General features: G+C 55.2%; 28 protein-coding genes. 6 read left to right on the forward strand and 22 right to left on the reverse strand.

Going from position 1 to position 26,897, the window contains the following annotated elements:
• Positions 1-32 precede the first annotated feature (32 nt).
• The 4 genes from SD69_RS15785 to SD69_RS18245 are packed head-to-tail and all read right to left on the reverse strand — an operon-like array spanning position 33 to position 2,581.
• A complete protein-coding gene (locus SD69_RS15785; RefSeq protein ID WP_041523973.1) occupies positions 33-554 on the reverse strand; it encodes a pilus assembly PilX family protein in 522 nt (173 codons plus the stop codon).
• Positions 555-578: 24 nt separating this feature from the next.
• On the reverse strand, positions 579-1,640 hold the full coding sequence (locus tag SD69_RS15790; protein ID WP_041523974.1) for a PilW family protein: 1,062 nt from the start codon (positions 1,638-1,640) through the stop codon (positions 579-581).
• Positions 1,618-2,007, reverse strand: coding sequence for a type IV pilus modification protein PilV (gene pilV, locus SD69_RS18240; RefSeq protein ID WP_052481255.1), 390 nt, complete (start codon positions 2,005-2,007; stop codon positions 1,618-1,620). The genes SD69_RS15790 and pilV overlap by 23 nt, the downstream gene beginning before the upstream one ends.
• Before the next feature lie 4 nt (positions 2,008-2,011).
• Positions 2,012-2,581 (reverse strand): GspH/FimT family pseudopilin, encoded by a 570-nt coding sequence (locus SD69_RS18245; RefSeq protein WP_052481256.1) that lies wholly within the window; start codon positions 2,579-2,581, stop codon positions 2,012-2,014.
• 207 nt (positions 2,582-2,788) lie between these two features.
• Here SD69_RS18245 and SD69_RS15805 point away from each other — a divergent pair, with 207 nt between their 5' ends.
• Complete coding sequence (locus SD69_RS15805) at positions 2,789-3,310, forward strand: GspH/FimT family pseudopilin (protein ID WP_052481258.1); 522 nt, start codon at positions 2,789-2,791, stop codon at positions 3,308-3,310.
• On the opposite strand, the gene ispH is transcribed toward SD69_RS15805, so the two are convergent.
• From ispH to murJ, 6 genes are all read right to left on the reverse strand, one after another.
• Positions 3,302-4,234 (reverse strand): 4-hydroxy-3-methylbut-2-enyl diphosphate reductase, encoded by a 933-nt coding sequence (gene ispH / locus SD69_RS15810; RefSeq protein ID WP_041523976.1) that lies wholly within the window; start codon positions 4,232-4,234, stop codon positions 3,302-3,304. The two genes, SD69_RS15805 and ispH, sit on opposite strands and share 9 nt — an antisense overlap.
• An 81-nt stretch (positions 4,235-4,315) precedes the next feature.
• A complete protein-coding gene (locus SD69_RS15815) occupies positions 4,316-4,765 on the reverse strand; it encodes an FKBP-type peptidyl-prolyl cis-trans isomerase (protein ID WP_041523977.1) in 450 nt (149 codons plus the stop codon).
• Positions 4,758-5,279 carry a signal peptidase II gene (gene lspA / locus SD69_RS15820; RefSeq protein WP_041523978.1) on the reverse strand — a complete coding sequence of 174 codons (522 nt, stop codon included), beginning with the start codon at positions 5,277-5,279 and terminating at the stop codon, positions 4,758-4,760. The genes SD69_RS15815 and lspA overlap by 8 nt, the downstream gene beginning before the upstream one ends.
• Positions 5,280-5,288: 9 nt before the next feature.
• Positions 5,289-8,090: an isoleucine--tRNA ligase gene (ileS, locus tag SD69_RS15825; protein WP_041523979.1), complete on the reverse strand. Its 2,802-nt coding sequence runs from the start codon at positions 8,088-8,090 to the stop codon at positions 5,289-5,291.
• Between the two features lie 2 nt (positions 8,091-8,092).
• A complete protein-coding gene (gene ribF / locus SD69_RS15830; protein WP_052481260.1) occupies positions 8,093-9,079 on the reverse strand; it encodes a bifunctional riboflavin kinase/FAD synthetase in 987 nt (328 codons plus the stop codon).
• 52 nt (positions 9,080-9,131) lie between these two features.
• Positions 9,132-10,739 carry a murein biosynthesis integral membrane protein MurJ gene (gene murJ / locus SD69_RS15835; RefSeq protein WP_269745025.1) on the reverse strand — a complete coding sequence of 536 codons (1,608 nt, stop codon included), beginning with the start codon at positions 10,737-10,739 and terminating at the stop codon, positions 9,132-9,134.
• 129 nt (positions 10,740-10,868) lie between these two features.
• Between murJ and SD69_RS15840 the strand changes: the two genes are divergently transcribed.
• The 4 genes from SD69_RS15840 (at position 10,869) to SD69_RS15855 (ending at position 15,976) form a co-directional block, all read left to right on the forward strand.
• Positions 10,869-12,989, forward strand: a complete 2,121-nt coding sequence (locus tag SD69_RS15840) for a TonB-dependent siderophore receptor (RefSeq protein WP_052481262.1) — start codon at positions 10,869-10,871, stop codon at positions 12,987-12,989.
• 5 nt (positions 12,990-12,994) lie between these two features.
• Positions 12,995-14,179, forward strand: coding sequence for a PepSY-associated TM helix domain-containing protein (locus SD69_RS15845; RefSeq protein ID WP_041523981.1), 1,185 nt, complete (start codon positions 12,995-12,997; stop codon positions 14,177-14,179).
• Between the two features lie 57 nt (positions 14,180-14,236).
• A complete protein-coding gene (locus tag SD69_RS15850) occupies positions 14,237-14,515 on the forward strand; it encodes a YebG family protein (protein ID WP_041523982.1) in 279 nt (92 codons plus the stop codon).
• A 267-nt stretch (positions 14,516-14,782) separates the two neighbouring features.
• On the forward strand, positions 14,783-15,976 hold the full coding sequence (locus tag SD69_RS15855) for an amino acid aminotransferase (RefSeq protein ID WP_041523983.1): 1,194 nt from the start codon (positions 14,783-14,785) through the stop codon (positions 15,974-15,976).
• Positions 15,977-15,986: 10 nt separating this feature from the next.
• Here SD69_RS15855 and SD69_RS15860 read toward each other — a convergent pair whose 3' ends face one another.
• Positions 15,987-16,499 carry a mechanosensitive ion channel domain-containing protein gene (locus tag SD69_RS15860; protein ID WP_084591619.1) on the reverse strand — a complete coding sequence of 171 codons (513 nt, stop codon included), beginning with the start codon at positions 16,497-16,499 and terminating at the stop codon, positions 15,987-15,989.
• 96 nt (positions 16,500-16,595) lie between these two features.
• On the opposite strand from SD69_RS15860, the gene SD69_RS15865 reads away from it, so the two are divergent.
• A complete protein-coding gene (locus SD69_RS15865) occupies positions 16,596-17,300 on the forward strand; it encodes a glycerophosphodiester phosphodiesterase (protein WP_041523984.1) in 705 nt (234 codons plus the stop codon).
• Here the strand turns inward: SD69_RS15865 and SD69_RS15870 are convergent.
• The 11 genes from SD69_RS15870 to rsfS all read right to left on the reverse strand — a co-directional run bounded on the left by SD69_RS15870 (position 17,257) and on the right by rsfS (position 26,880).
• Positions 17,257-17,790: a GNAT family N-acetyltransferase gene (locus SD69_RS15870; RefSeq protein WP_041524936.1), complete on the reverse strand. Its 534-nt coding sequence runs from the start codon at positions 17,788-17,790 to the stop codon at positions 17,257-17,259. The two genes, SD69_RS15865 and SD69_RS15870, sit on opposite strands and share 44 nt — an antisense overlap.
• 3 nt (positions 17,791-17,793) lie before the next feature.
• A complete protein-coding gene (lipA, locus tag SD69_RS15875; RefSeq protein ID WP_041523985.1) occupies positions 17,794-18,807 on the reverse strand; it encodes a lipoyl synthase in 1,014 nt (337 codons plus the stop codon).
• Positions 18,808-18,885: 78 nt separating this feature from the next.
• Positions 18,886-19,533, reverse strand: a complete 648-nt coding sequence (gene lipB / locus SD69_RS15880) for a lipoyl(octanoyl) transferase LipB (RefSeq protein ID WP_041523986.1) — start codon at positions 19,531-19,533, stop codon at positions 18,886-18,888.
• Positions 19,533-19,805, reverse strand: a complete 273-nt coding sequence (locus tag SD69_RS15885) for a YbeD family protein (RefSeq protein ID WP_041523987.1) — start codon at positions 19,803-19,805, stop codon at positions 19,533-19,535. Before SD69_RS15885 ends, lipB begins: the two co-directional genes overlap by 1 nt.
• A 77-nt stretch (positions 19,806-19,882) precedes the next feature.
• Positions 19,883-21,031: a D-alanyl-D-alanine carboxypeptidase family protein gene (locus SD69_RS15890; RefSeq protein WP_041523988.1), complete on the reverse strand. Its 1,149-nt coding sequence runs from the start codon at positions 21,029-21,031 to the stop codon at positions 19,883-19,885.
• Between the two features lie 92 nt (positions 21,032-21,123).
• Positions 21,124-21,942, reverse strand: a complete 819-nt coding sequence (locus tag SD69_RS15895; RefSeq protein ID WP_052481267.1) for a septal ring lytic transglycosylase RlpA family protein — start codon at positions 21,940-21,942, stop codon at positions 21,124-21,126.
• Positions 21,935-22,960 carry a lytic murein transglycosylase B gene (mltB, locus tag SD69_RS15900; RefSeq protein ID WP_232301226.1) on the reverse strand — a complete coding sequence of 342 codons (1,026 nt, stop codon included), beginning with the start codon at positions 22,958-22,960 and terminating at the stop codon, positions 21,935-21,937. Before mltB ends, SD69_RS15895 begins: the two co-directional genes overlap by 8 nt.
• Positions 22,961-23,011: 51 nt before the next feature.
• Complete coding sequence (rodA, locus tag SD69_RS15905) at positions 23,012-24,157, reverse strand: rod shape-determining protein RodA (RefSeq protein ID WP_041523990.1); 1,146 nt, start codon at positions 24,155-24,157, stop codon at positions 23,012-23,014.
• An 8-nt stretch (positions 24,158-24,165) separates the two neighbouring features.
• Positions 24,166-26,022: a penicillin-binding protein 2 gene (gene mrdA / locus SD69_RS15910; RefSeq protein WP_041523991.1), complete on the reverse strand. Its 1,857-nt coding sequence runs from the start codon at positions 26,020-26,022 to the stop codon at positions 24,166-24,168.
• A gap of 42 nt (positions 26,023-26,064) precedes the next feature.
• Positions 26,065-26,535 carry a 23S rRNA (pseudouridine(1915)-N(3))-methyltransferase RlmH gene (gene rlmH / locus SD69_RS15915; RefSeq protein WP_041523992.1) on the reverse strand — a complete coding sequence of 157 codons (471 nt, stop codon included), beginning with the start codon at positions 26,533-26,535 and terminating at the stop codon, positions 26,065-26,067.
• A gap of 3 nt (positions 26,536-26,538) precedes the next feature.
• On the reverse strand, positions 26,539-26,880 hold the full coding sequence (gene rsfS / locus SD69_RS15920; protein ID WP_041523993.1) for a ribosome silencing factor: 342 nt from the start codon (positions 26,878-26,880) through the stop codon (positions 26,539-26,541).
• Positions 26,881-26,897 lie beyond the last annotated feature (17 nt).

Consider the following 26,897-nt stretch of genomic DNA (forward strand, 5'->3'; position numbering starts at 1 on the left):
TATTACTCCGCACTAGCCGCGCAAGAAAGTGTTTAGCGATAATGTGATTGCAAGATCACGACAGCATCTGTCGAGCCGCCTACGGCCCGGGCCGTCACCCGATAACGACGTTCCATCCCGCGACTAAGCAAGTTCGCCAAATCAACCGAACTACCGTCAACGCCTGATGAGTAAAAATCAACCGACTCCACTAAAAATTGCGGTGGGGTATTTACGTGATCAATCTGTTCAGAATAGTTAGCGGCATTAGCCTGCCAGTTATCAAAGTCGCGCCAAAAAGCACTGCCCGACTCATCTAACGATTCGATATGGCCCGGGGTGCCTACAGGGTAGGCTTCGGGCGGAATATTCAGGCCGTCTTCGGCTTCTCGCAGGGCCGCCTCGGCCGCCTGGAATGCCAATTGCCGATCGCGCATATTGCCGGCCATTTGTTCTTGTAAGCCGCTGCCGCGAATGGCCGAGAGCCCAATGACCGTCATCACCAGCACCATAATTAACCCGACAATCAGGGTGGCGCCGCGCTGAGAGTGATTAAATGCTTGCAGTTTGTTCATAATAAAATGCCTTTTACACTGCGTTTACGGCAAGCGGCTGCGAACGCCAACCGTGGTAGAAAAAACTTGCCGAATACGACGATCCGCCGCTTCGATCTCCGCCCCTGCAAACTCGTAGGTTTGATTCTCAGCGCTGACGTTGTCATCGGGGGATTGCACCAACACATCTAAGCGCGCTGCCACCACTTGATTCCAATCGGCAACCGCCGCAGGCGCCACATAATTGTCAGCAACGCGATCCGTATTGGTGTCGAGCCCTATTGCCAGATTAATATTCTCTACACCTTGCAATAACTCAAACGCCTGCTCGCCAGAGACTTGCTGGTACAGCCCGGGGATACCCCGAGGGCCATCGGCGATATAATAAACAACGGTATTTAGCTTCAATACCTCGGCGCCTTCATCAAAAATCTCAATTAGATTTTCAGCATCACCACCCCATACCGTACGCTGATTTCCAGGGTTGGCGCCGGCGGCGTGCGCTAATACCACCCGGCCGGCCTGCTCATTAACCGTAGTCGCCTGAAACACCATAGCTTTGTCGCAGTCGGCCACAGCAACAATATCGTTATCACAGATACCACTGGGGCACTCGGCGCCCGCTGGTGTCGTCAGCTCGACATAAACGTTATTGGCGTCGTTTTGCTCACTGACTGCAACCGACTCTTCGTTTGCTGCATAAACGGCGATTACCTGTGTGTCGGCACGTGGCGCCGGGTTAAGCACCATACCCGCGGGCAAGGCATTACTTTCATAAGCTCTGAGGCTGGTTTCAAAACTAAAATCGCTACCAAATTGGTTGGTGTTGTTTAAGGTGGAATTTAAGCTCCAATCGGTGTAGTAAGAGCACCCCATAAAACCCGCTTGGCGAATGTCGCGAGCCATAAAATCAATCGCTAAACGGCCGGTCTCTTGCACCCGGGACAGCCCCTGCTGAGTGGTGAAAACGGTTTTACTGGATACAAACATTTGCACCACGCCGGTCATCAACACCACACCGATGGTGATGGCGATCATCAGCTCCACCAGCGACAAACCCGACTGCCGCTTGATGCTGCTTAGATTAAATTCTGGATGTATACGCAAAAGTCGTCTCCTCGTTCGCATCGCCATCTTGGTTGGCGGTTGGCTCATCCCAGCTAATCGATACCGTGCACACCCGTGCCGCGCACTCTATTTCACCGGTACCACCGGGCAATAGCGCGGCTAGCGCATCAATATCGGGCTCAACAACAGCACCGCCGCCCGAGGGGGCAGGCGATGCGGTACGCATTTGCTCAATGGCGTCATAAGCAATAATGTTCGCTTGCGAACGTAAATAGGCACTGCTGTTGTATTGCAGCGAGCGGGTCTGCAGGGCTGCCAGCGCCATCAGGGCCGTTGACAGAATCAGCACCGTTATCAACACCTCGATTAAGCCGACGCCCGTTTGTTGCTTGAGTGTATTGTTCATTTGTTTAAGCTCCTGGGCACGCCGCACGGGCAACATCCATCATGCCAGCCACACCGACTGTGATGCTGCGGCGGCGATCCCCAACACAACCATCGACATAACTGTCAAAAACCACTGGCGTCACATTTGCGCGCCCCCCAATACGAGCCAACTGGCCGGTACTGGTATAACGCACAAAACTCACAGCGCCATTATTGGTGGCGGTAATCACACTGCGGTCATCGGGCGCATCAAAGACACGGAGAATGTCATCACCTGAATCCAGCACCGGGGCAGCGGCTGCATCATCGGCGGCGCTATCCACAATCACTAGCCAACCGTTGGTCCAGTCGGCAGCGCAGTCGTCACCAGCGGCATTGGCAGCGCAAAGCGTTACCCGCCCACCGCGCTTCACCGCTTCAGTTTTGGCGATTTGTAACGCGCCGACCAACTCCTCGCTCACACCTTCAGAGCGCTGATTAAGAATCATCGTGGTAAAGCTCGGCGCTGCAATCGCAACGACGATGGCTATTACCACAATGGTCATTAGAAGCTCGATCAAGGTAAACCCTTTTTGGGTTCGGCTCTTTATCATTGTCTGCCCTTTTTACTAATGATGCTCAGCAGCGTCTTGGAGATTACGGGGCCGCAACTGGCGATTAATTGACCGCTGGAGAAACACTGCCTATATTTACCCCATTACGCTAAACGTAACATAAGGGCGTAAGTATCACCCGCTTGACCAGACATGCGGTCAAGAGCAAAGAACGAACGGAAGCAAATGTACGCCAAGGAGGCATATATGCGCCATATGCAAGGCTTTACTCTCCCGGAGCTACTCACCACTCTGGCAGTAGCCGCCATATTAGCCGCGCTTGCGGCACCCAGCTTTACTGAGCTTATTCGCAATAATCGCCTGGAAACAATCACTAACCAACTGATCGAAAGCACACAGACGGCCCGCAGCTACGCGGTTAAAAGCAACGAGCGAGTCACCATGAGTACCACACAGGGCTGGGATAATGGCTGGCAGATTCACTACGACCCAAACCACAACGGTCAGCTCGACAATGACGAAACGGTTCTGGCAGAATTTGGCCCGCTACACGAGGCCGTTGAGGTAAGCGGTAATCGGCCGGTGGCAGACTATATTTCATACCTCGGCAGCGGCGAGAGCCACTGGGCTACCGGCCTTGAAGAGGGTGCGTTTCAGGCAGGCACTCTGGAGGTATGCCCCACCGAGGCGGGAGAGGGCTATCAATTGGTGTTATCCCGTGGCGGGCGTTTGCGCAAAGAAAATTACGACTGCCCCGATTCAGCGTAGCTCACGGGGCAGCGAGAAACTGATGTTCTCAGGAATACCGGCCACCTCTTGCGGTAGGCTCGCCCCCTGGGCAATCAGATGGTCCACCACCTGTTGCACCAACGTTTCGGGGGCCGATGCACCGGCAGTGATACCTACCTGCTGCTTGCCGCTCAACCAGCGATTATCGATATCGGCGGGCGAGTCAATAAGGTACGCCTCGGTACCGCAGCGCTCGGCAAGCTCGCGCAAGCGGTTCGAGTTGGAGCTATTGGGAGAGCCCACCACCAGTAATAAATCGCACTCTAACGCCAGCTGACGCACGGCGTCCTGGCGGTTGGTGGTGGCGTAGCAAATATCGTCTTTACGCGGCCCCTGAATCTCGGGGAACTTCGCGCGCAATGCTGCAATGATTTCGGCCGTGTCGTCCATGGATAGGGTGGTTTGCGTCACATAGGCAAGTCGCGAAGGATCGGTGACCTCAAGGGTCGCCACATCGGCCACACTCTCAACCAAGTACATTGTCCCGCCATTGCGGGCGTCATACTGGCCCATGGTGCCCTCGACCTCTGGGTGCCCTGCGTGACCAATCAGAATACACTCGCTGCCATCGCGACTGTAGCGGGTCACCTCCATATGCACTTTGGTCACTAGCGGACAAGTCGCATCAAACACCTGCAAGCTGCGCTGAGCGGCCTCGGTGCGCACGGCCTGAGAGACGCCATGGGCGCTAAAGATGACAATCACGTCATCGGGCACTTCTTCTAACTCATCGACAAACACCGCCCCGCGCTCACGCAAGGTATCCACCACAAATTTATTGTGCACGACTTCGTGCCGCACATAGATAGGCGCGCCAAAGACATCCAGCGCCCGGTTGACGATATCGATGGCCCGATCGACCCCGGCACAAAAACCCCGGGGATTGGCGAGTTTGATTTGCATAGTGAAACCTACGGTTTCCGGTAAACGGGGTAAGGTGTACGGAAAACGTTTACCGTACCCCGTAAACCGTTTTCCGTAAAGTTAATGTACTTGCGCGGGCTCGATTTTAAGTATCGCCACTTTAAAAGTGATGTCGCGCCCGGCCAGCGGGTGATTGAAGTCTACCGTAACTTCTTCATCGTTGAAGTCAACCACCACGCCGGGCAGTTCGGTGTTTTGAGCATCAGCAAATGACAGCATTAAACCCTGGCTTAACTCCAGCTCTGGCTCAAAGTCAGAGCGCGGTATGGTTTGAATGTTGTTGGGGTTGTGAGCGCCAAAACCCGCCTCAGGCTTAACAATCAACTCCTTCCGGGTGCCCTCACGCAAGCCAAACAACGCCTGCTCAAAACCCTTAAGCAGCTTGCCATCACCCACTGTGAAGGTCGCCGGAGCACCTTCAAAGTTTGAGTCCACCAGCTGACCATCGGGTAGCGCCAGAGAAAAATGCAAGGTTACCCGGGTACCGGGACCAACGGTTAAATCACGCATGACCATCCCCCTTACCGGCTTTATCTGCCGCCGTTTCTTTAGCGTTAAACAACATATCGACAATAAGCCAAAAGGCGCCAAAACAAATGGCTGAGTCGGCCAAATTAAAGGCCGGAAAATAACTATCTTTATAGTGCACCACGATAAAATCGATGACATGACCCAGTACGACACGATCGTATAAATTACCCACCGCGCCACCGAGAATAAAGCCAAGGGCCATCGACTCTAACCAACGGCTCTTGGGTAAGCGCGCCAACCAGATGATAATGGCCACACTAAACACCGCCGCAATGGCGGTAAAGAACCAACGCTGCCAGCCGCCCGCATCGCTTAAAAAACTAAACGCGGCACCGGGGTTGTGCAACAGCGTAAAATTAAAAAACGAAGTCAGCACCAACGGCGAGTTGTAATCCAAACTCGCCACCACCGCCGCCTTGCTCCACTGATCCAAAATAAATACGACAACCGCTAGCAGGTACCAGCCCCAGGGCTGGGCAATTTTTTTCAACATATCGGCTACCTATGCGTAGTGTCGGGCTTCGCCGGCACCGTCGATATTATCAACACAGCGCTGGCAAATTTCCGGGTGAGCCGCCACTGCGCCTACATCCGCTCTAAAGTGCCAGCAGCGCGCACACTTTGGTTGCTCCGACTTTTCAACCAACACACTTAAGCCTTCAAGCTCGGTGCTAACAGCATCGGCACCGGCACTGCTAAGCGGGGCCAGCGTCGCCGCCGAACTGATTAAAATAAAACGCAGCTCATCACCCAGCAGCGCCAGTTGTGACAACAAATTTTCATCGCAGTAGAGTGTTAGCTCCGCCGACAAAGAACCGCCTATTGCTCCTTCACCGCGCTTAGCTTCTATTACTTTATTGGTAGCCGTTTTCACTTCGGCTACTTGCGCCCAAAACTCGCCGTCCAAACGGGTGTCCGAACATTCAGGCAACACAAACCATTCGGCAGTAAATACACTCCCCTCGGGGTTGCCAGGCAGCTGCTGCCACATCTCGTGAGCCGTAAAACTAAGTACCGGCGCAATCCAGCGAGTAAACGCCTCAGCCAAATAGTAAAGCGCGGTTTGCGCCGATCGGCGCGGGCGCGAGTCGGCTTTGGTGGTGTACTGACGGTCTTTAATGATATCCAGGTAAAAACCACCCAGCTCCACCACGCAAAAGTTATGCAGTTTTTGGTACACCTGATGCAGCTGAAAGTTATCGTAGCACTGGATCAGCTCTTGCTGCAGCTGTGCCGCGCGGCCTACGACCCAGCGATCCAGTGCTAACAGATCCGGTTCTGCCACTAAATCTGTAGCCGGATCAAAGCCGTTTAAATTAGACAAAATAAAGCGCGCCGTGTTGCGGATACGACGATAGGAATCGGCGGTGCGTTTTAAGATTTCGTCAGACACGCTCATCTCAGAGCTAAAGTCCGTGGCCGAAACCCACAAGCGCAACACGTCGGCACCCAGCTCGCCAATCACCTTTTGCGGCGCCACCGTATTGCCAATCGACTTGGACATCTTGCGACCGTCGGCGTCCACCGTAAAACCGTGGGTTAACACGGTTTTATAGGGCGCGGTGCCATTCATGGCCATCGCGGTTTTCAACGACGATTGAAACCAACCGCGGTGCTGGTCAGAGCCTTCCAGGTACAAATCCGCCGGATAACTCAACCCCTCGCGCTGCTGCAATACCGCATAGTGCGTTACGCCCGAGTCAAACCACACATCTAATGTGTCGGTAACTTTGTCGTACTCGGCGGCCTCGGCGCCTAACAAACTACTGGCGTCTAAGTCGTACCAAGCGTCCATCCCGGTCTGCTCCACCTGTAACGCCACTTGCTCGATCAACTCGGCGGTACGCGGGTGTAAGGCGCCAGTCTCCTGGTGCACAAACAACGCGATGGGCACGCCCCAGGTACGCTGACGCGAAATACACCAATCGGGGCTGGACTCCAGCATGGAGTCAATGCGCGCACGGCCCCAGTTGGGCACCCACTGCACACCCTCTACGGACTTAGCCACCTGGCCGCGCAAATCATTTTGCGTCATGCTGACAAACCACTGTGGCGTAGCGCGGAAGATCAGCGGCGTTTTAGTGCGCCAGCAATGCGGAAAACTGTGAGTAATTTTGCTCTCGCAAAACAGTGCGCTTTTCTCTTTTAATAAATCGATGACTTTTTCGTCGACCTTGTACACATGATCACCGGCAAACACCGGCACGTGATCGCGATAGACACCGTTATCATTGATGTAGTTGAGGGTGCCAATATCGTATTTGCGACCCACCACAAAGTCATCCATACCGTGATCGGGCGCCGTGTGCACACAACCGGTACCGGCATCCAGGGTTACGTGGTCACCCAAAATAACCGGAACCTGACGCTCGTAAAACGGGTGTAACAAATTTTGCCCTTCAAGCGCAGCGCCCGGCGCGCGCCCAACCACGGCATAGTCTTCAATACCGGCGCGGGCCATCACCGACTCGTACAATCCTTCGGCCATCACCAAGCGCTCGCCGGCGGCTTCCACCACCACGTAATCCAGCTCAGGGTTAACACTCACCGCCTGATTGGCAGGTAAAGTCCAGGGCGTTGTGGTCCAAATCACCACCGATAACGGCCCGGTGCCGGTTAAGCCTTCAAAAGCGTTGGCCGCCGCGTCCTGGTCGGCAAAGGCAAACTTAACATCGATGCTAAACGAGGTTTTATCCTGATACTCGACTTCGGCCTCAGCCAGTGCCGAGCCGCCCACGACGGACCAGTACACGGGTTTAAAACCGCGCTGCAAGTGACCGTTTTCGACGATTTTGCCCAAGGCGCGAATAATATCGGCCTCAAACTGAAAATCCATCGTCAGATAAGGGTTTTGCCAATCGCCCAAAACACCCAAACGTATAAAATCTTTGCGCTGCCCGTCGACCTGGCGCGCGGCATACTCGCGACACTTTTGCCGAAACGCCTTAACGTCTAGTTTAGCCCCGGCTTTGCCGTGTTTTTTCTCGACGTTGTGCTCAATGGGCAAGCCGTGACAGTCCCAGCCGGGTATGTAGGGGGCGTCAAAACCACTTAAAGTTTTGCTTTTAACAATAATATCTTTAAGAATTTTGTTAACCGCATGACCGATATGAATATCGCCGTTGGCGTAAGGAGGGCCATCGTGCAATATATAGGATTTACGCCCTTTCCGCGCCGCGCGAATCTGCTGGTACAAACCATCTTTGGTCCACGCTTTGAGCATCTCGGGCTCGCGCTGGGCCAGATTGGCCTTCATGGCAAACGACGTGTGGGGCAAGTTCAAAGTTGCTTTGTAATCGGTCATTGTCAGTAGTCAAAGTCAGTTAAAGTGGTTAATTCTGTCGGCGCCAGCGCGGCAAAATAGGCCCGCCCGCCGGCGATGTCATTCTGTAATTGTGCGGTTAGTGCGTCGAGCGATGCAAACTTCTGCTCGGCCCGCAGCCGCTGGTGAAACATTACCTTCACCGGCTCACCGTATATATCCCGGTCAAAATTCAGCAAATGCACCTCGAGCAAAGGCGCGATATCGCCGCCCACGGTGGGTTTTGCGCCCACATTGGCAACTCCCGGATAAAGATTGCCATCGGGCAATAATGCGCTAATCACAAACACGCCCGATAGCGGCGAGCGGTAGCGCTGCAATCGCACGTTAGCCGTCGGCACCCCTAGTTGGCGCCCAAGCTTTTTGCCGTGCCCGACTCGCCCGCTAATGGTATAGGGCCGGCCCAGACAAGCCTCCGCTTTGGTAAACTCCCCCGCCTGCAGGTGCTCACGAATTCGGGTACTACTCACCCGCTCGGCGCCAATGGTCAGGGTGCAGGTGTCTGTCACGCCAAAGCCCAGCTCGCCCCCGGCACGCTGCAACAACTCGTAGTTACCGGCGCGGTCGCAGCCAAAGCGAAAATCATCCCCCACCACTAAATGGCGAATACCCAAGCCATCGTGTAAGACCCGGTCGATAAACTGACGCGCCGTCAGGCTGCGAAACGCCTCGTTAAACTGCAGACACAACACGCGGTCAACGCCGGCCGCGAACAGCGCCTCGAGCTTTTCGCGCAAACGCATTAATCGCGCCGGCGCCCGCTCGCGTGCGAAGTACTCGTGCGGCTGGGGCTCAAACAAAATCACCACAGAGGGCAAATTAAGGCGTGCAGACACGTCGTTAAGCTGACGCAATATGGCCTGGTGCCCCAAGTGGACGCCATCAAAGGTCCCAATGGTGGCCACAGAGCCACGGTGACGCTCGCGCAGGTTGTATAAACCGCGAATAAATTCTGGAGCCTGACTGTTCACACTGAACCTGTTAACGGCAAAAAATCTGACGCGTGAGTATACAGCAGCCGCACTAGTGGCGCGAGACGTGACGCAAATTCGAGGGTTTAAATCCACACACCAGCAAGCCACCCGCGTAGACGACCACACCAACGGTGCAAACCAGCGCCAAATGCCAAATTCGCACCCCGGCCGACCAGTTCACCCAGTCGTGCCACATCCAAATAAAGCCGATAAGCGCCGCCGCCATGGCGGCATTGGCACACAGCATTTGCAGCCCAAGCGCGCTCCAGCCGCGCTGGCGCCAGTAGACCCCCAAATTGCGCAGCCCACGGTACAACAAAAAACTGTTTACATAGGCCGCTAAAGAGGTGGCCAGCGCCAGCCCTACGTGACCAATTTGCCAGTAATAGTGCAGCGGCAGTACAAACACCAGGTTAAGCACCATGTTAACGGCCATGGCGATAATGCCAATACGCACCGGAGTTTTCATATCCTGCCTAGCGTAAAACCCCGGCGCCAACACTTTAATTAACATAAACGCCAGTAAGCCCAGCGCGTAAGCGCGCAGGCTAAGTGCCGCCATGGCCGTATCGGCAGCGCTGGTCGCCCCGTACTGAAACAGCGTAATTAAGATCGGCTCGGCGAGAACAATCAGCGCAATAATCGCCGGCAAGGCAATTAAGCAAATCAGCCGCAGCGCCCAATCCAGGGTACGGGCAAAGCTTTCGGGGTCACGCGCGGCGTGCTGGCGCGACAAGTTAGGCAAAATAACCGTCGCAATGGCAATGGCGAACACCCCCAAAGGCAAATCCGCCAAACGCTCTGAGTAATACAACCAAGAGATACTACCGCTAGGCAACAGCGAGGCGATAATGGTATCGAGCATCAGGTTTATCTGGCTCACGGACACGCCAAACAGTGCCGGCACCATCAGTGCCAAAATACGCTTAACTCCAGGGTCGGCCCAATCTACCTTGGGCGAGGGCAGTAGCTGCAGGCGCATTAAAAACGGCAACTGAAACACCAGCTGCACCACACCGGCCGCCAGGACACCCCACGCCAACGCCAGCGCGGGCGGATCAAAATGTGGCGCCGCGAGCAGGGCGGCACCAATCAAGCACACATTGAGCAGCACCGGCGTAAAGGCCGGCACAGCAAAATGATCGTAGCTGTTAAGAATAGCGCCCGTTAGCCCGGTAAGGGAGATCAGCATTAAATAGGGGAAGGTAATCCGAATCATATCGGTCGCCAGAGCAAACTGCGCGGCATCGGCATGAAACCCCGGCGCAAACACCGTAGCCACCAGCGGCGCCCCTACTACAGCCACGGCGGTGACCAGCAGTAATACCAGCCCTAACCCGCCGGCCACCCGATCAATCAGCGCCTTTACCGCCGCCAGCGAGCCCTGCGAGCGATACTCCGACAACACCGGCACAAACGCCTGGGCAAAAGCGCCCTCGGCAAACAGCCGGCGCATAAAATTAGGGATTTTAAAGGCGACAAAAAACGCATCGGCACCGCCACCGGCGCCAATGGTGTGAGCAAAAACCACATCGCGCAGCAAGCCCAGCACCCGCGAGGCCATTGTCATCACTCCAACCTTGCTGCTTGAGCGCAGTAGACCAGGCTTGGCGGGCGGGCGGCTGTCAGGCGTTTTGTCGGTTTCTGCTTGACTCACATTGTTGTCCGGGGCGATGTATCAGAGCGCCATTATCCACACCCCCTGCACCTTTGAACAGCAAAGCCATTGAAACTGAGGATGATAATCTTTATCATCCGCACAAATTTCGTAAAACGGATGTCCAGCATGCTCTACAAATCGCCACTGTTTCTCGCTCTCGCCATCGCTTCCCCACTCACGCAGGCAGCCTCCGAGGCCGGCAAAGACACAGAAAAACTCGAAACCATGGTTGTTACCGGGCGAGCGCAATCTTTATATCGGGCGAATGACTCGTCGGTTTCCACCCGCATCGACGCCGACCTGTCGCGGGTACCCGCCTCAGTGCAGGTCATTAACGCCGAGTTGATTGAAGACCAGGGCGCTCGGGATGCGCGAGATTTGTATCGCGATATTAGCGGCGTAAGCGTATTCAGTTATTCGGGCATTACCTTTCGCGGCTTTCGTCAGGACGAGGTACTTTACGATGGCCTGCGCGGCGACCCTTACGCGGGCTTTACCGTACCGCGCACCTTTGGGGTAGATCGACTGGAAGTGTTAAAAGGCCCCAGCGGCGCCATTTACGGTGCCGGCGCACCGGGCGGTTTAATTAACTATGCCACCAGCCAAGCGAGCCTTGAACAGTACGGCCGAGCGCAAATTGTGGTGGGCGATTACGACTTAACCGGCGTCAACGTGCAAGCCACCGGCGGCTTTGGCGATAGCGACTTTGGCTACCGGGTAGCCATGCTGAAAGAAACCGAAGAGCCTTTTCGCGAGCACACCACCAACGATAACGACCAGGGTGACTTAGGTTTTATCTGGCAACCGGCAACAGATACCAGCGTGCAACTTAAGTATTCGTTTGTCGATCAAACCCTGGGGGCTAACCGCTTGCGCGGCGTGCCGGTAAATGAAGACGGCGAGTTTTTAGTGGACCCCACCTGGAACCATAACGAGCCCACCGACTTTCTGAGCCTGACAGCCGACGTGTTTTACTCGCGCCTAGAGCACGCTTTTAACGACAACGTAAAACTGGATGTCGCACTGCGCTACTACGAGAATCAGGAGCTACAAAATTACCACGAGCCGCGTGGGCTGTACGACTCAAACGGTGACGGCGTAGAAGACATGATGGCGCGCCAGTTCCGCGATCAGGTACGCAACAATCAAGGCACCAGTGCTTACGCCAACTTAATTTATGAATTTAATACCGGCGGCATCAGCCATCAGCTACTGACGGGTTTTGATATTTTCGATCAAGACAGTGACTTTAAAGCCAAGCGCGGCAGCCCGGTAACCGATGGCGGCGTGGTACCCCCGCTGAGCCTGTACGACCCGGTTTACGGGCAAACCTCCCGCGCCCAGTACGGGCTGGATGACCGTAACTGGGAGAGCGACTCGGAAACCGGCCTGACGCAATCTGGCCTGTATGTGCAGGACTTAATCGGATTATCTGACGCCTGGGATGTACTGGTCAGCCTGCGTTTTAACGATTTTGAAAGCAGCAGCGGTACCACCGAAGACAGCGACACCGCCCTAACCTACCGCCTGGGCACGGTGTATCACTTAACCGACGAGCTGAACTTTTATGCCAGCTACAGCGAAGGGTTTGAGCCACAAGGTGTATCCAACCAAGATACGGAAAAAGGCGGCCCCTTTGAACCCGAAGAAAGCGAGAGCCTTGAGCTGGGTGCAAAATTAATGCTGTGGTCTGGGCGGGCACAACTAAACGTCGCCGCTTACGAAATTGAAAAGCGCAATGTCGTGCAGGCCGACCCGGCGGGCGATGTGGGCGGCGATGGCGTTGACGATTTAATTGCGGTGGGCAAAGTGCGCAGCCGCGGGGTAGAAATGGACTTAAGCGCCGACTTACTGCGCCACTGGACCATGACCTTAAACTACGCCTACAACGATACCAAGGTGCTCGAGGCAACCAGCGGCATTACTAACGCCACCGGCGACCGTTTTGCCAACACCCCGCGCAACTTACTGGGCTTATGGACGCGCTACGACTTTCCGGCCATCAACTCAGCGGTGGCGTTTGGCGTAGATTACAAAGACGAGCAAATCGGCATCAGCGGCGATTACGTTAAGCCCTACACCGTGTTCGACGTCAGCTGGCAAAGCACCTTCGATCAATGGAAGCTGCAACTTAATGTGAGCAACTTGTTTGATGAAGAGTACGCCGAAAGTGGCTTTATCACCCGCACCGGCCACTTTCCCGGTGAACCTCGCCGCGTGGTGGCCACCATTAGCCGCGAGTTTTAAGGCCGATGGCGAAATCATCCAAGCTTAATCGCCAGTGGTGGTTTCGCCTACACAGCTGGGCGGGCATTAAGTTTAGTCTGCTGCTGTTTTTTGTCTCCCTCACCGGCACTCTGGCGGTATTCGCCTATGAAATCGACTGGCTGCTCACCCCCGAGCTAAGGGTAGAGCAACCGCTGGAAGCGCACGTTCGCCCCGCCGGGGAGCTACTGGCCGCTGCACACGCGGCCAACCCTAGCTGGACGGTAAGCTCGCTTAACCTTGGCCTGCCGGGTTTTATGGCAGCCGAGGCCATTGCCCGAGACGAGACGGGCGAACTACAGCGAATTTATCTCAACCCTTACACCGCCGAGGTGATCGGGGTGGCCCGGTGGTTTAACGCCCACCGGTTTTTACGCCAAACCCACCGGCACTTAATGTTGCCGCTAAAATGGGGGCTCACCATTGTCGGGCTGTTAAGCATTCCCCTGCTGCTGTCGTTTATCGCGGCCTTCCCCATTTATAAAAAATGGTGGCGCGGTTTTGCCAAAGCCCCCAAAAGCGGTGATACCCCCAGGCGCTGGTGGGGCGACCTACACCGCTTGTTGGGCGTGTGGAGCCTGCCGTTTATTGCGTTAATCGCCGTAACCGGCCTGTGGTATTTGATCGAGCGCTGGGGTGGCGGCGCGCCTTCGGCAACGAGCTTACTGCCCGAATTAAGCGCAACGCCCCAACCGCAGGACGCGGCATCCTTAACCCCGGCCATCGACAAAGCACTGGCACAAAACCCCGGTTTTACGTTAAAGCGCATTCTCGTAAGCGAGGGCAAACCACTCCTGCTACAGGGTCAAGACAGCGCCCTGGTGGTACGCAACCGCGCCAACACCATTGCCTTAGACGCCCATAGCCACACCGTTGCCGGGCAGGTTAAAGGCGAGCAGCTAAGCGCCCACCAGCGCATTGCCGAAGCCGCCGACCCGCTTCACTTTGGCACCTTTGCCGGCTATTTCAGCAAAATCATCTGGTTTGTCTGGGGGCTGGCCATGACCATTCTCTCGGGTAGCGGTGTCTGGCTGTGCGCCCTGCGCCTGGGCAGCCGACGCAAAGGCCCCAACCCTCAGGCCGCCTGGCGGCTTATCGGCCACAGCCGCTGGCTACAGCTGGCGCTGGTACTGGCAAGCCTCGGCCTTACCCTGCCTTTCATCTTTGCTTGACAGCCTAACAACCACAAGATACTGTACATCCAAACAGTATCGCAATGGAGGTTAATCATGGCTGTAGTCGCCGTTTGGAAATGTGACCGGGATGGAAAGATGTTTGATGATAAGAAAGCCGCCGAAGCGCACGACAAAATGCTGGAGCTGGCCGCCAATATTACTGAGCTGATTGAGACATCGGTTAAAGGTATTAGCGAAGAGCACAGCGAGGCTATCGGTTTGTTGCTAGCGGGCAAAAGCGAGCAACTGGCCAAGGCTTGTAAAGGTAAGCCCGAGGTTTTACTTGAAGAGACCCAAGAGAGCAGCGTAACGCCGTTGGTGGCCCAGCAATAACCTAAGTCACCCACCAAAAATCACCACAGTGCTGGGCAGCGCGCCTCGTGTTGCCAATCCACACAGCACTCGCCTGTTACCACTAGCAGGCATATCGCGGCAGCACACTGCTTCCACACCGTGCTGCCGTTTGCTTGACCGCCGCATTGCCTCAACGGTGTGGCGGATTTTTTACTTTCTGGCTCTGTACTCTGCGCAGGACGCTAAATTGCGCTATTATCCCGCCACGTTTTTATTACATCGCGTAACATTTGCCCTGGAGCCCCTATGTTCACCGAGCTGCCATTATTACCTGCCGACCCTATTTTAGGCTTAAGTGCCGCCTATCACGCCGACACTAATCCGGACAAAGTTGATTTAGGTGTTGGGGTCTACAAAACCGAGCAAGGTAATACGCCTATTTTAGGGTGTGTTAAACAGGCGGAGGCCGAACTATTTAAAACCGAGGCGAGCAAGGTCTACACCCCGCCGGCCGGTATTCCGGGCGCCAACCGGGCCGCGGCGGCTCTGGCTTTTGGGGAGGATCACGCAGTGATTCACGACCAGCGCCTGGCCACCATTCAAACCCCCGGCGGCAGTGGTGCGCTGCGTGCAGCGGCCGAGCTAATCGCTAAGGCCCGCCCCGACGCCACCGTTTGGGTCAGCACCCCCACTTGGGGCAACCATATTCCGCTACTGAGCAGTGCCGGGCTTACCTTAAAGGAATATCCCTACTACGATTTTAGCCTGCAACGTATCGATTTTGACGGGATGCTGAACACCTTAAATCAAGCAGGTAAAGATGATTTGGTGTTGCTGCACGCCTGCTGTCACAACCCCAGCGGTGCAGACCTGACAGAGTCGCAATGGCAACAGCTAACCGCGCTGGCTAGCGAACGGGGCTTTACCCCTTTTATTGATCTGGCTTACCAAGGGTTTGGCGATGGTATCGCCGAAGATGCCTACGGGGTGCGGCTAATGGCCGATACCTTGCCAGAGCTTATTCTCGCCATGTCATTTTCCAAGAATTTAGGGCTGTATCGCGAGCGTACCGGTAGCCTCAATATTGTCGCGCCATCGGCCACAGCTGCGTCGGCCAATTTAAGCCAGATGTTAAGTATTACGCGTGGTTTATACTCGATGCCGCCGGCCCATGGCAGCTCGCTGGTGGATATTATTTACCACAATCAAACGCTGCACGCGCAATGGCTACAAGAACTAGCCGATATGCGCGAGCGTATCAGCGGCCTGCGTCAACAGCTGGTCTCGGCGCTTAACCACCAGCAGCAACACACGGATTTTAGTTTTATCGCCGAGCAGCGCGGTATGTTTAGCTTTTTGGGGCTGAATGAATCACAGGTAACGCGTTTAAAGAGCGAGTTTAGCGTCTACATGACCGACAACAGCCGCATTAACATTGCCGGTGTGAATAGCCGTAACCTAGAGTACCTGGCGCAGTCAGTGTGCCAGGTACTGCGCTAAGCCCGCGCGCTTAACTCTCGTCCGGCGGCGGCAGTGGTGTGTCGCCGTTGGCTTTTAATACCGCGCGCTGCAGCATCACCGAGTTAGGGTAAGTGACGGTATTGCCATCATCCAACCGCACAATCACATGAAACATAGTGATCTCACTGATCACCCCGGCCATTTTAAAATCCGGGTCGAGCACCTGAATCCGATCCCCCACACGATAGGGAAAACCAAAAAAGATAATCACGCTGGCGGTGATGTTGCTCAAAATCGACCATTGGGCGAACAGCGCGATGCCCACCACCGCAAAAATAGAGGACAAAAATAACGCCACGTCGCCGTAACCTAACCCTAGAATCAGACAGACAACCACCACACCGCAAAACAGCAGGGCAAAGTGCGTGACTTTGTTGATGTACTCAACGCGGTAAAGGCTTACAGAGCGCTTGATCGCCAGATCTCGCACCACTTTATCCACCACCCGCGCCAACAACAAAAAGGCCACGATACAGCCACTCAGCAACACTACTTTTAACACGCCTGTACTCCTTCCCAACAACTAAAAAATTGAATATGGTAACGCTCTTACCCGGCCTCGTAGAAACACGGCCACCTGACACAGGATGAACGCCCTATGCAGTGCATCGCTCACCGTGGCGGCCCCGCCAATGATTTACCGGAAAACTCGCTTGCCGCCATTACCCGAGCCTTAAGCAGTGGTTGCAGTGCTATAGAGGTAGATGCGTGGTACCTACACGGCACGCTTTATATCACTCATGATCACCGTTTAAAACAACTCAATGGCGACAGCTGCGCGCTGGGGCGCTGTAGCCCCGCGCAATTACAGAGCGCTCGTCTGAGTAATGGTGAGGCCATCCCCACCTTGGCTCAAGTTCTGGAGCTGGTTGGAGAGCAGTGCGTATTAAACATCGAGATTAAAAATAGCCAAAGTGCCAAGCCGGTAATACAGGCCCTACAGCATTGGCAGGCTACAAGTGGGGGCAAGCTAGATCATATAATTATCTCCAGCTTTGATCACCACGAGCTGTATTACATCAAACAGCACCTTCCGCACCTAAAATTGGGAGTGCTGCTCGCCAGCAACCCCCTCAATTATGCCGCAGCAGCCGACGAGCTGGGTGCTTACTCGTGTAACACCTCACTGGTAACCACCACCAAAGCGCTAAGCGATGACATTAAACGCCGGGGTTTACAGCATTGGGTTTACACGGCCAATCACCCGGATGAATGGCGCGAGTTAACAACCTTGGGCGTCGATGGGGTATTTACCGATTTTATCGCAGAGTTTTTAGCGTTTCAGAAAGCTCAAGGTTCATAACATTAACCCAGCGCCCGCCCAGCTTAGCCCGGCGCACCAGCTGCCATCCCTGACGGCGGTAAAACTCGGACTGATCAGTGGCGGTTAGCCACAAGCTGGGCATGCCTAACTGGCCGGCAAACTTAAGCACACCGCCTATTAAATCACTCGCGACGCCCTGGCCACGATAGTCAGGTAACACAAACAAACTGCTAAGCCACAAGGGAGTGTCGGTATCAGGAGTACCTGGGCGAGCGCCCAGGTGGTAACTCACAACACTGACGCACCCTATTAATTGGGCATTCGAGCGCGTCAGCGCAAGCCAGGTATGAGGCACCGAAGCGGCCCCGGTTAAATGTTGCAGTAACCGCTCACGACGTACCTCTGGCCGACTTTGTAACCCTTGGCGAATACATTCACGGTGATGCCAAGTGGCTACCTGATCGAGATAATCAGGGCACTCGGTCAAGCTAACACGATACCAATCCGTGGCGTTCTGCGATGTCGACACCAATTATGACTTAGCGCCAGTCCACTGTTGCACGTCGTCACCCTGCACTTGTTTATCGGCATGGTAGCTCGAGCGCACCAGCGGCCCACACGCCGCGCGGGTAAAGCCGAGCTCTTTGGCCAGTGCGGTGTACTCATCAAACTCGTCCGGGTGCACATACCGGTCCACCGGCAAGTGATCTTTGGATGGCTGCAAATACTGGCCAATGGTGAGCATATCAATATTGTGCTCGCGCATATCGCGCATCACCTGGAATATTTCTTCTTTCGTCTCGCCCAGCCCGACCATCAGGCCAGACTTAGTCAGCACATCCGGGCGGCGCTTTTTAAACTCCGACAGCAGCTGCAAGCTCCACTCGTAGTTCGCGCCCGGGCGCGATTGGCGGTACAGGCGCGGCACGGTTTCCAGGTTGTGATTAAACACATCGGGCGCTTCGCGCTCTAAAATGTCCAGCGCCGGGCCCATGCGTCCACGGAAATCCGGAGTCAGAATCTCGACCTGTAAATTGGGTGAGCGCTCGCGGGACTCTCGGATACAATCGGCAAAGTGCCCGGCACCACCATCGCGCAGATCATCGCGGTCTACCGAGGTAATCACCACATACTTAAGCCCCAGCTCGGCAATCGCCTCGCCCAACTGGACTGGCTCTTTGGCGTCCAGCGGGTTGGGCTTACCGTGGCCAACGTCGCAAAAGGGACAACGGCGGGTGCAGATATCACCCATAATCATAAAGGTAGCCGTACCGCCACTAAAACACTCCCCAAGGTTGGGGCAGTTAGCTTCTTCGCACACGGAGGACAAGCCGTTTTTGCGCAGCAGTTTTTTAATGCGATCCACCTCGGGCGAGGCCGGCACGCGTACACGAATCCAATCGGGCTTACGTGGCACCTCGACGGCATCGGTCGCAATGACTTTTACCGGAATCCGCTCGACTTTATCCGCATCGCGCAGTTTCTCGCCCTGCTTGTGGCGACGGGTGCGTTTTACGGGCTGGATATCGGGTATTTCAATCGTCATAGTCAAACTCATTCAGGCCTGCGGCCTTTATACAAGGATTCTGGGACTCAGGTGCCACACTATTGCTGACACCAGCCACTAGGGGGCGGGCATTATAGCGGTTTTGTAGCCCAATTTCTGTACAAACTCGTCCACCAGTGCAGTTTTAACCTGCTCCATGTCGCAGTCGGCCTGGCTTAAGCGGGCCATATCCACCATTTGCATACCGGGGTAACCGCACGGGTTTATTTGCTCAAAAGGGGTTAAATCCATCGACACATTCAGTGCCAGGCCATGAAAACTACAACCACGCCGTACTCTAAGGCCCAGCGAGGCAATTTTAGCACCGTCAACATACACCCCGGGGGCGTCTGGCCGGGCATACGCCTCTATAGCAAAACGTGCCAGCAGCGCGACAATCACCTGCTCAATCAGGGTAACCAGCTCGCGCACTCCCAGCTTGCGGCGGCGCAAATCGATCAGTGGGTAGGCCACCAGTTGGCCGGGGCCATGATAGGTTACCTGCCCGCCCCGGTCACTCTGCACCAAATCAATACCGTCGAGAGCCAACAAGTGCTCGGGCTTACCGGCCTGGCCCTGAGTAAACACCGGCGGGTGCTCGACCAACCACAGTTGATCCGTGACCTCAGAATCACGGTTGCTAGTAAAAGCGGACATCTCGTGCCAAACGCTAAGGTAGTCCCGCTGCCCAAGATCAAACACCTCAAGCTGTTCGGCAGCGCTCATCACAGCACGATTTTTACAATCGGGTTCGCTCGCAGCGCTTTGTGAATCGTATCGAGCTGCTCGATTCCGGTGGCTGTTACGTACACCGTCACCGACTGGAAACGGCCTTTGCCGCTATCTTTCACTTTCACGCGCGAGCGATTAAAGCCAGGCGCGTGCTCGTCCATAACGTCCATCACCAGAGCGTAAAGAGCGTCTCCCGCCTCCCCCAAGACTTTAATAGGGTAATCGGGACAGGGAAATTCTATTTTGGGGGGTTCTTGCGCAGACATAGGACCTCGCTATAGCAACAGCGGGCAATTGTAGCAAAAATTGGGCGCGACGGCTGTACCGTCGCGCCCTCCGGCCGTTAGCTCAACAGGCCGGTGATAAACAGTTTGATCGCATCGATGATGCGGGCAAAGAAACCAGCCTCGGGCACCGCTTTTTGCGCCACCGCGGGCACTTCAGCCAGCGTTTCGCCATTTAAGGTCAGCGTTAAGGTCCCCACTTGCTCGCCTTTTGCGATCGGCGCCTTTAGCGTATCGGGCAGCTTCAGGGCCACCTCGATATTACCGCGGCTGCCGCGGGGGATCGTCTCAACCACATCGTCGCCAACCGTCAGCTCCAGCTGATCACTGGTGCCGTACCAAACCCGGGCGCTCTCCAGCGCCTCACCGGCGCGATAAAGGGTTTGGTTTTCAAAGTAACGAAACCCATAGGCCAGCAGTTTTTGCGTTTCGGCCGCACGCGAATCCTCGCTTTTGGTGCCCATCACCACCGAAATTAACCGCATATCACCGCGCTTAGCCGACGCCACCAAACAGTAACCCGCCGCCTCGGTGTGACCAGTTTTTAGGCCGTCTACAGAATCGTCTCGAAACAGCAAACGGTTGCGGTTGGGCTGATTGATGCCGTTGTACGAAAAGTACTTTTCTTTATATAGGTCGTAATAATCCGGGTGATCATTAATAATCGCCCGAGCCAGCAGCGATAAGTCCCGCGCGGTGGTCAAATGCCCCTCGGCAGGCCAGCCGGTGGAGTTTACAAAATGGCTGTTAGTCATACCCAGCAAGCTGGCGGTTTGGTTCATAACATCGGCAAAGGCATCTTCACCGCCGGCGATATGCTCGGCCAAAGCGACGCTGGAATCGTTGCCTGACTGCACAATGACACCGCGCAACAAATCGATAACCGGTACTTCGGTGCCTTCACGCACAAACATTTTTGAGCCGCCCATCTTCCAGGCAGCAACACTGATGTTAACGAGATCGGTCTCGGCAAGACGGCCATTGTCCAGCTCTTCGGTCACGATATAGCTGGTCATCATTTTTGTTAAGCTGGCCGGCGGCAGTTGCTCATCGGCGTTTTCTTCTACGATCACCTTGCCGGTATCGGCATCGAGTAAAATATACGCCGTCGAGGCCAGCTGTGGCGGTGCAGGAATTAACACCTGCTGCGCATTAGCAACCAAAGCGAGAGTAAACAGGCCGCAAGCGGCTAAGGTTTTGGCAAACATGAATTTCCAGTCTTAAGTCAGTGGGTCGGAAAAGTTAATCGTAAAGGGTTCTCTAAAGTGTAACGCAAAGACGCCGCTGGCGGCACCTTTGCTCAATCTTTCACAATGTGGCTGTTGTAAATGCCGGCCGACGGCAGCGCCTGGCGCACACGGTTTATCTCGGCCTCATCGGTTAAGGGGCCAACGCGCACTCTGTAGAGTGGCTTGGCGGCCATAAATTCACTGATAAACACCCGCTCTTGGGTAATTGAGGCCACTTTATCGCGCAGCCGTCGGGCACCATCGGCATTAGAAAAGGCACCCACCTGTAAGTAAAAGCCATCGGAGTGGCTCGCGGGGCGATCATCAGGCTTTAAGGGTGGTGGCGGTGCATCGCCGGGCACAATGATTTCCACCTCAACCGGTCCGGTGCCGGTTTTAGAGATACCCAGACGCTGCGCCGCGGCGTAACTCAAATCGATAATACGCCCCTCATGAAAGGGGCCGCGGTCATTTACCCGCACCACCACACTGCGCTTGTTCTCAAGGTGAGTCACCCGAACATAAGACGGAATCGGCAAGGTTTTATGCGCCGCGGTCATGGTGTACATATCGTAAGTTTCACCATTCGACGTTTTATGGCCGTGAAATTTTTTGCCGTACCACGAGGCGTAGCCACGCTCTTTATAGTTAGACTCATCCTCAATCAAATAATAGGTTTTACCCAGTACGGTATAGGGGTTTTTATTGCCGGCCCGGGTGCGCGGCTCAACCCTTGGCACGGCATCGGGCACGTGAGACAAATCCACGTCTTTGTCGGGCCCGACATCCTGGTCAATATGGTAACGGCTTGAGGGCTTGGGCTTAGAGTCATGACTAGAGCAGCCGGCCAACAACACCGCGACTAATATTAATAACCACAGCTTATTCACGCGCACCTCCGGCCTCGCGGTGGGCACGGGCGATGGCTTGCGCCAGCTGGTGTACGGCCATCGCGTACATGTGGCTGCGGTTATAACGGGTAATGACGTAAAAATTATTCAACCCCAACCAGTATTCATCGCCCAGTGAGCCGTCAAGCTTCAGTGGCAATGCTTTCGCGTCATCGCTCAGGGGCACAATTGGCGTAAGGCCGGCAGCGCGCCAATGAGCTACGGTGCGCTCGGGGGCAACGATTTGGTTGTAAACGATGTCGCCATCCAATGTCGCCCCTGGGCGGGCACGCACCGTCACCAAAGCGTCTCGCTGCCATCCGTGAGTGGTAAAATAGTTGGCCACGCTACCGATCGCATCGGTTAAGTTATTCCAAATATCCGGCAAGCCATCGCCATCAAAATCTACCGCATAGTGGCGATAACTCGAGGGCATAAACTGCCCGTATCCCATGGCCCCTGCGTAAGAGCCTTTGTGCGCCAGTGGATCTTGCTTGTGCTCGCGGGTAAGCAGTAAATACTGCTCGAGCTCGCGGGTAAAAAACGGGCTGCGAGGGGGGTAGTCAAACGCCAGTGTACTGAGCGCGTCCACCACCCGGTAGCTCCCGGTTACTTTGCCGTACAACGTTTCTACACCAATAATGGCAACGATGTACTCGGCGGGCACGCCGTACTCCTGCTCGGCGCGAGCTAAGGCGTCAGCATTGGCCTGCGAAAACTTCACACCACCTTCAATACGTGCGTCTTTTATAAAAATTTTGCGGTAATCCGCCCAGCTTTTGGTTTTTTCGGCCGGACGGGAAATCGCATCGAGTATTTTCTGGCTTTTTTCAGCCTGGCCAAACAACTGTTGTAGCGCCTCACGCTCAAACCCGTGCTCTTGCACCATGCGCTCCATAAACGCTTTTGCCTCAGGGCTTTCACTGTAATCTGCCTGCACCGCGCCGGAGACACTGGCCAGTAGCACTAACCAACTAACTTTAAAACAAACCTTTATCTTACGGCGAATATTCAACAATGCGTCTCCAGACAATTTCTTATTAACAATAACAGCGAGCGCTGTATTAGGTTATCGGATAACCTTACGCGGCTCGGTGGCAATGGCCATTAAAATGCCAAAGGACGCCAACAATGTAACAATCGATGTTCCCCCCTGACTAACCAGCGGTAAAGGCACCCCCACCACTGGCAGCAACCCCGACACCATACCAATGTTGACGAACACATAGACAAAAAACGTTAAGGTAACGCTCGCCGCCAGCAGCCGGCCAAAGCTATCCTGAGCCCGGATGGCAATCATCATGCCGCGCAGTACGATTAAAATATACAGCGCCAGCAATATCAGCACACCAATCAGACCAAACTCTTCAGCCAGCACCGCAATAATAAAATCGGTATGCCCCTCGGGTAAAAAATCCAGGTGCGACTGGGTGCCTTGAAGCCACCCTTTACCGGGTACACCGCCCGAACCAATCGCTGTTTTTGATTGAATAATATTCCACCCCGCCCCCAGCCGGTCGGCCTCAGGGTTAAGCAGCGTGAGTACGCGTTTCTTCTGATAATCGTGCATCACAAAATGCCACAGTGGCCAGAGGCTCGCCAATAGAGAAACCACGGCGGCCACAATATAGCGCCATGACAACCCGGCAAAAAACAGCACCATTAGGCCCGAGGCGGCCACCAAAATAGACGTCCCCAAATCGGGCTGTTTAATAATTAATGCCGTCGGTACCGCCACCAACGCGAGGGTCCAAAATACATGTTTAAACACAGGGGGCAAGTGCCGCTGCCCGAGATAGGCGGCAATCGTCATGGGCATTGCCAACTTCATCACCTCTGAGGGCTGAAAACGAAACCCACCCAGACTTAACCAGCGCTGCGCGCCCTTGGCACCCACGCCGTATAAAATAACCAGTATCAATAGCACAACGCCCAGTGCGTAAGCCCAAGGCGCCAAACGCCGCATAAAGTGCACCGGCACTTGAGCGACAATAAACATCGTTAAGTACGCCAATCCAAAGTAAATGCATTGTCGCTTCATCGTTGCCAGCGACTGATCACTCGCGCTGTAGAGCACCACTAGACCACCGGCGGTCACCGTCAGAAGCAACAGCAACAACCAAAAATCCAGGTGCAAACGCTGCTGCAATCGGTCGCGCCGGCGCAGGGCGCGGTCGGATTCGGGCAGGCGACGTAAAAAATCCTGATTAGGCACTGTGCAGGTTACTCCTTCAGCTCGCCGTCTTTGTGTAACAGCCAGGCATCAAAAACCCGTCGCGCCACCGGCGCCGCTGCGCCCGAGCCAGACTCGGCGTTCTCAACCAGCACCGCCACCGCGATCTGCGGATCCTCGAGCGGCGCAAAACCGACAAACAAAGCGTGATCGCGGTTGCGCTCGCTCAGCGCCTCTGAGTCGTACTCGGCATTTTGTGCGATCGCCACCACCTGAGCGGTGCCGGTTTTACCCGCCATTTTATACTTAGCGCCGCGCGCAATACGCTGCGCGGTGCCGTGTTGGCCGTGCACGACCTCAGCCATCGCATCGATACCCAGCTGCGAAATGTAATCTTCCACATCCACGACTTGATCGGTAATGGGCGGGCGCGGCTCCCCACCCACCGAGGCCACCAATTGCGGTCGTAAGCGCGTGCCGTGGTTGGCAATGGTTGTCACCATAGAGGCTAACTGTAGAGGCGTCGCCAGTACATCGCCCTGCCCAATAGACACGTTTAAGCTATCGCCCGGGTACCAGGGCTCGCCCCGGGCGCCGCGCTTCCAATCGCGCGAGGGCCAGATGCCACGTCGCTCGTTGGGCAAATCAATTTGGGTTTTCTGCCCCAGACCATACTGGTAGCCAAAGCTGTGCATCTTATCAATGCCCATATTAAAGCCCAGGTCGTAAAAATACACATCGCAGGATTCGGCAATGGCCTGCTTAAAATCCACTTTGGGGCCGTGCCCCCAACGCTTCCAGTCGCGATACAAGCGACTACTGCCCTTGAGCTTGTAGTAGCCCGGATCGTACACGGTATCTTCTGGAGTAACGATGCCATAGTGCAAGCCCCCCATGGCCACGACCGGCTTAATGGTTGAGCCGGGCGGGTATTGGCCTTGCAAAAAACGGTTAAACAGTGGCAAATCGCGGGATTGATTCAGCTCGCGATAATCTTTAAAGCTAATGCCGGTAACAAATAAGTTGGCGTCAAAGCTCGGGGCGCTGACCGCCGCCAATACCCCACCGGTCGCGACATCCATAGCCACGACGGCGCCGCGATGCCCTTCGAGCGCAGCCAGAGCTTCTTGCTGCAACCGCGAATCTAAATGCAGAGTTAAATCGCGGCCGGGTTTTGGGTCGCCGCTTTCGAGTACACGCAGTACCCGGCCCCGGGCGTTGGTTTCTACGTTTTGGTAGCCCACTTCACCGAGCAATTCCGACTCGTAAGAGCGCTCGATACCGATTTTGCCAATCGAGTGTGTACCGCTGTAGCGCTGGTACTCGTCCGGGTCAAAACCGGCCAACTCGCTCTCGTTAATGCGCCCCACATAACCTATCGTATGGGCAAACAATTCACCGTCCGGGTAGTGGCGCACGAGCTGCGCGTGCACCTCCACACCATCGAGGCGAAACTCATTCACCGCGAGCCTTGCCAGCTCTTCTTCGGTCAGGCCGTAACGCAATGGCACCGCATCAAACGGCCGGCGTCGCTGACGTAACTGATCGTTAAACTTTTCGATATCGTTGGGGGTTACCTCGACCAGGGTACTCAAAAACGCCAGGGTCTCGGCCAGGTCTGGCACCCGCTCGTGGACAATTGAGAGCGTATAACTGGCGCGGTTTTCGGCCAGCAGCTCACCGTCGCGATCGTAAATTAAACCGCGGGTGGGCGGAATGGGCAGTACGTGCACCCGGTTGCGGTCGGACTGGGTAACGTAATCCTCGTGGTGATCCACCTGTAACGAGAAAAAGCGCAAAATCAGCATGCCCGTCAGCAACACAATCACCAATCCGGCAAACAGCGCACGGGCAAAAAACAAGCGCGCCTCGCGGTGGTGATCTTTAAAATGTCTCGCTTCGGACATAGGGTTGTCAGGTCCTACCCGGCGCTTGGCCGCGCCTCAATGTTATTTATGATACGGGTGATTGTGCAAAATCGTCCACGCGCGATACAGCTGCTCGGCCACTAAAATCCGCACCAGCGGGTGCGGCAGAGTTAACGCCGAGAGCGACCAGCGCTGCTCAGCCAACGCCAGCGCCGCCGGCGCCAAGCCGTCGGGCCCACCTACTAACAAGCTAACGTGACGACCGTCCATACGCCACCCGGCTAACTGCTCGGCAAGCTGCTCGGTGCTCCAGCTTTTGCCTTTGACATCCAGCGCAACCACCCGGTCACCCTTACCAATAGCGCCGCGTATCGCGTCGGACTCGCGCTCCATCGCTCGCTGAATATCGCTGTTTTTGCCGCGCGGCGCCAACGGCAGCTCGGTGAGCTCTAGCTCGAGATCTCCCCGGGGCAAGCGCTTCACATATTCGTTATAGCCTTCCTGCACCCAGCCGGGCATTTTGCTGCCCACCGCGATCAGTCGTATGCGCATGATTTAGTCTTCAGTGCGGTTTGCCGGCGACACGGACCACAGTTTTTCAAGGTCGTAAAATTCACGCGCCTCGGGCAACATCACGTGCAAAACGGTATCACCGTAATCCACCAGCACCCAATCGCTGCCCTCCAGCCCCTCGGCACCCAATGGCGCAAGGTCGGCTTTTTTAGACTCTTCGATCACGTGTACCGCCATCGAGCGAATATGGCGGCTAGACGTACCGGTGGCGATAATCATGGTGTCCATGACATCGCTTTTATCACGCACATCCACTTCCGTGACATCGCGTGCTTTTAAATCGTCTAACGCATTAAGGATGAGCGTATTGATTGAATCTGACATTGGTTACCTATTTATGT

It is taken from the genome of Gilvimarinus agarilyticus (assembly GCF_000832015.1).
GTDB lineage: Bacteria > Pseudomonadota > Gammaproteobacteria > Pseudomonadales > Cellvibrionaceae > Gilvimarinus > Gilvimarinus agarilyticus.